General features: G+C 68.0%; 5 protein-coding genes. 4 read left to right on the top strand and 1 reads right to left on the bottom strand.

From position 1 onward, the window contains the following. Nucleotides 1-123: 123 nt before the first annotated feature. Nucleotides 124-1,281 (bottom strand): mandelate racemase/muconate lactonizing enzyme family protein, encoded by a 1,158-nt coding sequence (locus AB0M82_RS42370; protein ID WP_364734855.1) that lies wholly within the window; start codon nt 1,279-1,281, stop codon nt 124-126. A gap of 74 nt (nt 1,282-1,355) precedes the next feature. Here AB0M82_RS42370 and AB0M82_RS42375 point away from each other — a divergent pair, with 74 nt between their 5' ends. The 4 genes from AB0M82_RS42375 to AB0M82_RS42390 all read left to right on the top strand — a co-directional run bounded on the left by AB0M82_RS42375 (nt 1,356) and on the right by AB0M82_RS42390 (nt 5,867). Next, a complete protein-coding gene (locus tag AB0M82_RS42375) occupies nt 1,356-2,102 on the top strand; it encodes a FadR/GntR family transcriptional regulator (RefSeq protein WP_364734857.1) in 747 nt (248 codons plus the stop codon). A 48-nt stretch (nt 2,103-2,150) separates the two neighbouring features. Next, nucleotides 2,151-2,330, top strand: a complete 180-nt coding sequence (locus tag AB0M82_RS42380) for a hypothetical protein (protein WP_364734858.1) — start codon at nt 2,151-2,153, stop codon at nt 2,328-2,330. Between the two features lie 94 nt (nt 2,331-2,424). Then, a complete protein-coding gene (locus AB0M82_RS42385) occupies nt 2,425-3,849 on the top strand; it encodes an extracellular solute-binding protein (RefSeq protein ID WP_364734860.1) in 1,425 nt (474 codons plus the stop codon). Nucleotides 3,850-3,968: 119 nt separating this feature from the next. Continuing rightward, on the top strand, nt 3,969-5,867 hold the full coding sequence (locus AB0M82_RS42390; RefSeq protein WP_364734862.1) for an ABC transporter permease subunit: 1,899 nt from the start codon (nt 3,969-3,971) through the stop codon (nt 5,865-5,867). Nucleotides 5,868-6,000 lie beyond the last annotated feature (133 nt).

A 6,000-nucleotide genomic window follows, 5' to 3' on the forward strand; every position in this document is an offset into this window, starting at 1 on the left:
TAATGAGCCATTCACGGCTGTGGGCGAGCACCTGAAACCGGGCCAATCGGGCAGCTTGACAGCTCGCTGCCGCAGCTAACTGCCCGGCCTTGGTCATTCGCGACACCAAGCCGAGTGGCTCCGCTACTCGAAAATTCCGTAGCCCGCGACGGCGTGTGCCCGGACGCCGTCCATGTCGAGTTCCACGCCGATGCCCGGAGTGTCGGGGAGCGTGATGTAGCCGTCCTTGACGATCGAGCCGCTCCCGTCGGGGGCGTGGACGTAGCTGTCCCACACCGCGCGCTCCTCGAGGGCGTGCCATTCTTGGACGAGGAAGTTGGGGATCGCTCCGCACTGGTGCGACGTGGCCATCGTGCCCAGCGGGGTCGACACCAGGTGCGGTGCGAAGGGAATGTAGTGCAGCTCCGCGAGGTTGGCGATCTTCTTGGCCTCGGCGAGGCCACCGCACTTCGGCACGTCCGGCTCGATGACGTCCACGGCGCCGCGTTCGAGCAGCTCGCGGAATCCCCAACGCAGGTAAAGGTTTTCTCCGGCGCAGATCGGTGTGCGGGTCTGGGCGCGTACCCGCACGAGCGCGTCGATGTTCTCCGCCGGCAGCGGCTCCTCGAGCCACATCAGGTGGAACGGCTCGAGCTCCCACGAGATCCGGCACGCGCTCGGCAGGTCATAGCGGGCGTGGAGGTCGATGGCCAGATCGACGTCCGGTCCGATCGCTTCCCGGACGGCCGCCACGCGCTCGACCATCGATCGCAGCTCGGCGGCGTTGATCGTGTGGTTGAAGGCGTCGAACTTGGCGGGGTGGCGCAGGTCGTCGACGTCGAACTTGATGGCGGTGAAGCCTTCGGCGACCATCCGCTGGGCCCGGTCGACGCACCCGGCGATCGAGCCCGCCGGGTCGTCGCCGTCGCCGCAGTCGGCGTAGAGGCGGATCCGGTCGCGGAACTTCCCGCCGAGCAGCCGGTGGACCGGCTGGCCCGCGGCCTTGCCCGCGAGGTCCCACAGCGCGAGCTCGATCCCGGACAGGGCGATCACGAACACCCCGCCCTGGGCGCCGGCGAAGACCTTGCCGCGGCGCAGCTTTTCCCAGCACCGCTCGACGTTGCGCGGGTCCTCGCCGATCAGGAGGGGCGTCAGGAAGCCGATCATCCCGACGACGGCGCCCGCGCCGGCATCGGGATTGGCCTCGCCGAACCCGCTGAGGCCCTCGTCGGTGTCGATCCGGACCAGTGTGGCCTGACCGTGGTAGGCCACCACGGCCGTCGTGACGTTCACGATCCGCATTGCGCTCCATACTGCCCAAGTCATGCGTATGAACGGACTAATGCGATGTCGAACTTGTCCGATAAGCTGCTGACATGCAAAGGAGACAAGAGTCTCCGGACGCTGTCAAGGTCCGGACGCTGCCGGTGCAGGTGGCGGCGCGCCTGACCCGGCGCATCGTCAGCGGCGACATCGAGGACGGCCGGACCCCGTCGGAACTCGAGATCTCCCAGGAGTTCGGGGTGTCCCGCGTGGTGGCGCGGGAAACGCTCAAGATGCTCGCCTCGCTCGACATCGTCGAAATCGCGCAGGGTCGCCGCGTCGTCGTGCGCCCCCGCGCGGAGTGGGACTACCTGAGCCCGTTGCTGATCGAGTGGCTGCCGGCGGAGATCGTCGACGAGCTGCTGCAGGAGCTGCACCAGCTGCGCGTGCTGCTCGAGCCCGAACTGGCCGCGATGGCCGCGGTCAGCATCACCGACGAGACGCTGGAGCGGCTCCGGGACGAGATCGACCGCATGTCGGCACTCGAGGCGGACCCCGACGCCTACCTCGAGGTCGACCAAGAATTCCACATGGAGATCTGCCGGGCGGCCGACAACCGCATCCTCGACCGGATCATGTACTCCGCCCGCTGGCTCGGCACGGCCAGCCGGCGCCTCACCAACGAGGCGCCGGCCGGGCTGCGCCGCGCCACCGCCGAACACACGGAGATCTACGAGGCGCTCGTGGCGCGCGATCCGGCCGGGGCCCGCGCGGCGATGCGCAGGCACCTGAGCAACAACTACTCCACGCTCCTCGCGGAAAAGGAGCAGCGAAGCAAGCGGGCCGCCCGGCGGCGCTAGCACACTGCACGACCGAAATCCGGAACCGATGACGAGGACGGACGAGGCATGGCAGCACCTGCGATCCCGCCGCTCCGGCTGGGGCTGATCGGCGCGGCGCGGCAACTCCTGCGCCACCACTCATCCGGCGGCCTTCCGCGCTATCGGCGGCTGCCCCGTGGCTCGACCGCGCTGTTCGACGGGTCGTCCGGACAACGCATCAGCAGTTCGGCGTCCTTCGGCGCATGAACGACCCGCAGCGCGGCGCTCGCCTCGCTGTCCCGCCGGTTGCACCGTCGCCCGTCGGTACGCGTCCGCTCGATCGGACGCGAGAGGAGTTGTCATGGAAGAGAAAACGGATCTGTCGAGGCGCACGTTCCTCGGGGTGAGCGCGCTGGGCGTGCTCGGTCTCGCCGGCTGCGGAGGCGGCCCCGCCGAGGCGCCGCAGGTCGACGTCCAGGTGCCCAAGGCGCTGCTCGACCAGGCTGCCGCGCTCCGCGGCGGGTCGGTGGGGATGCTCTCGCAGAAGCTGTACTCGGAGGCCGCCAACAAGGCGCTGGACCGGTCGCTGCAGGTGTTCGCGCAGGCCACCGGCACCACGGTCCGCAACGACCTGGTCTCCGGCGACGCCGGCGACATGGTCGCGAAGATGGACGCCGAGGTGAAGGCGGGCACCAACCGCGATCTGGCCTTCATGAGTGACCGGCGGTTCGTCGGCCAGCTCCACAACCTCGGCGCCCTCACCGACGTCACCGACGTGGTCAACGAGATGAAAGCGCTTTACGGGGAGCCCGCAACGGCGTCGGCCAAATTCTGTGTGTTCGACGGGCGTTGGTTCGCGATCCCGTACCACTTCATCGCGTCCGGAATGTACCTGCGCAAGGACTGGTACCAGGAGAAGGGGCTTCCGCTCAAGCCCTACTACACCTGGGAAGAGTTGCGCGACAACGCATTGGCGGTCTCCGACCCGGCGAAGCGGCGCTTCGGCTGGGGCCTCACGGTGAACCGCTCCGGTGACGCCAACGGCTTCATCCAGAACGTCATCAACACCTACGGCGGGGCGATCGCGGACAACACCGGCACGAAGGTGGTGTTCAACTCGCCGGAGACCGTCGCCGCCGTCACGTTCATCGGCGACATCTACACGAACCCGAAGTACAAGCCGATGCTGCCACCCGGGATCGGCAGCTGGACCGACTCGAGCAACAACGAGAACTGGCTGGCCCAGATCCTGGGGCTCACGCTGAACCAGTACAGCGTCTACGCCGACTCGAAGACCAAGAAGAACCCCGTCTACGCCAACACGCACCCGTTCAACGGCGCCACCGGACCGGCGATCGACCGGCCGCTCGCGTATGGCGAGTCCAACTCGTTCGTCGTGTTCAAGGGGGCGAAGAACCCCGACCTCGCCAAGCTGGTCGCGAAGTTCATGGTCAGCGGGAGCGCGCTGCTAGGTGTCGCGAAGGAAGCGCCGTGCCTGGTCAATCCCTCGTGGGACAAGGTGTGGGACTCCGACCCGTACTACACCAGCGGTGACCCGGCCTTCGCCGCGCTGCGCGAGCAGACCCGTGCGCCGCTCCCGATGAAGACCAGGACCGGCTACGCGTTCCCCCAGGCGCCGAGCCCCGGCGAGCAGGCCGCCCTCGCCGCCTACCTGCTGACCGACATGATGCAGTCGGTCATCCAGGGCACCCGCCCGGCCGACGCCGTTGCCGCGACCCACACCCGGATCGTCCAGATCTTCGAGCAGCAGGGCTACCGGCAGTGACAGTCCTGCGTCCACGTCCTAAAAGGACACAGTCGGCGCCGGCCCGTCCGGCGCCGGGTACGTCGTCCTCACTCACCCTGACACAGCGGCGGCTCGGGCGCGACTGGCGCCTCGCCGCGGTGTTCATCGGGCCGACGCTGGTGCTGGTCGCCGGCCTGATCCTGGTCCCGATCGTCAGCTCGATCTTCACCAGCGTCACGGAGCGCCACGGTGCGGAGACGGTCTTCGCCGGGCTGGACAACTACACCGCCCTCGTCGACGACGCCCTGTTCCACAAGGGCGTGCTCAACTCGTTCGTCTTCACCGCGTACGCCGAGATCTTCAAGGTGACCTTCGGTCTCATCGCGGCGTTGATGCTGCACCACATGCGCCGCGGCCGGGCGATCGTCGCCGGGGTGATCCTGCTGCCGTGGGTGATTCCGACGGTCGTCACGGCCTTCACCTGGCGGTCTTTGCTCGACCCGATCTTCGGCAGCGTCAACGTCCTGCTCACCGAATCGGGTATCGGGCCGGGCCTCGCCGCGATCGGGCTCGTCGACAAGTGGCCCGCGGAGTGGCTGTCCGATCCCGCGCTCGCGATGCCGGCGGTCATCCTGGTCAATGTCTGGAAGGGCATCCCGTTCTTCACGGTGACGTTCCTCGCCGGGCTCAAGGCCATCGACAGCAACCTCCACGAGGCGGCGATGATGGACGGCGCCTCGCCGTGGCAGCGCTTCGTGCACATCACGCTGCCGGGCCTGCGCCCCGTCATGATCGTGACGGTGCTGCTGTCGTCGATCTGGACGTTCAACAACTTCGACCTGATCTGGCTGATGACCCAGGGCGGACCGGGGGACGCCACCGCCCCGTACGTGATGGTGGCCTACTCCAAGGCCATCCAGCAGCTGCAGCTGGGCGCGGGCGCCGCGGTCACGCTGGTGATGCTGCCGATCATCGCCATCCTCGTGGTGATCCTCGTGCGGATGATGCGGCGCAGCGACCTGCCCGGCGCCGCCGACCTGGGGCACCGGCGACTGACTCCCGTTCAGCGCAAGGCGCTGCCGTGGGTGATCGTCGCGGCCTCGGTGCTCGTGCTGGTCTGGGCGTCGCCGCACATCGTGTGGAAAGCCGCGCTCGTGCTGGGCGTGTTCGTGGTGCTCGCGGCCGCCGTCGGACGGGTCGTCTCCGCGCTCGCAGCGAGGAGCAAGCGGCTGGCCGCACGCCTGGTCGCCGGCACCGGCTCGGGCGTCGCGCTCGTGGGCCTGCTGGGCTTCGTGCTGGCGCCGCTCTACTGGATGACGATCACGGCCTTCAAGTCCGACGACCAGATCGTCGCGCGTACCGACGACCTCTGGCCGACACCGTGGACCACCGAGCAGTTCACCAACCTGTTCACCGGCACGTTCGGCACCTGGTACGTCAACACGATCCTGGTTTCGGTGGCGTCCACCGTGATCGCCCTGGTCTGCGCGGCGCTGGCCGGTTACGCGCTGGCACGGCTGAAGTTCCGGGGTTCGGAGAGCTTCACGGTGACGATCCTGCTCACCTACGTGATGCCGGGCGCGCTGCTGTTCATCCCGCTGTACCAGCTGATGAGCGGGATCGGACTCAACGACTCGTTGTGGTCGCTCGTGCTCGCCTACCCCACGTTCACCCTGCCGTTCGCGACCTGGCTGCTCGTCGGCTACTTCAAGTCGATCCCGGCCGACCTCGAGGAGGCCGCGCTGGTCGACGGCTGCACGCGGTTCGGGGCGTTCATCCGGATCGTGCTGCCGCTGGCCAAGCCGGGCTTGCTCGCGGTCGCGCTGTTCACGCTCACCAACGCGTGGAACGAGTTCCTGTTCGCCTTCGTGTTCATCACCAAGGACGACAACAAGACGCTGCCCCTCGGCATGCAGTCGATGATCTTCGGTGACGTCGTGCCGCAGGGGCAGCTGGCCGCGGCCTCGCTGCTGGTCAGCATCCCGGTCGTGCTCATGTACGGCTTCGGGCAACGGTTCCTGACCGAGGGCCTCACCGCGGGGGCGGTGAAGGGATGACCGGACGCGGTGGGGTCCTCGCGTTCCTCCGGGCGCTGGAAAAGCCGTGAATGTCGCATTGAGGGACTTGAAGTCCCTCAATAGTCCTCGGTGCCCACGCCCGCCTTGGCCGCCAGCGCCTTCGTGAGGAAGT

Origin of the sequence: Amycolatopsis sp. NPDC051128, from assembly GCF_040682715.1 — a bacterium.
Taxonomy (GTDB): Bacteria; Actinomycetota; Actinomycetes; order Mycobacteriales; family Pseudonocardiaceae; genus Amycolatopsis.

Bases quoted from the DNA above. Each gene is read 5' to 3' on its own strand.
- AB0M82_RS42370 (WP_364734855.1), bottom strand. From the start codon at position 1,281: ATGCGGATCGTGAACGTCACGACGGCCGTGGTGGCCTACCACGGTCAG.
- AB0M82_RS42375 (WP_364734857.1), top strand. From the start codon at position 1,356: ATGCAAAGGAGACAAGAGTCTCCGGACGCTGTCAAGGTCCGGACGCTG.
- AB0M82_RS42380 (WP_364734858.1), top strand. From the start codon at position 2,151: ATGGCAGCACCTGCGATCCCGCCGCTCCGGCTGGGGCTGATCGGCGCG.
- AB0M82_RS42385 (WP_364734860.1), top strand. From the start codon at position 2,425: ATGGAAGAGAAAACGGATCTGTCGAGGCGCACGTTCCTCGGGGTGAGC.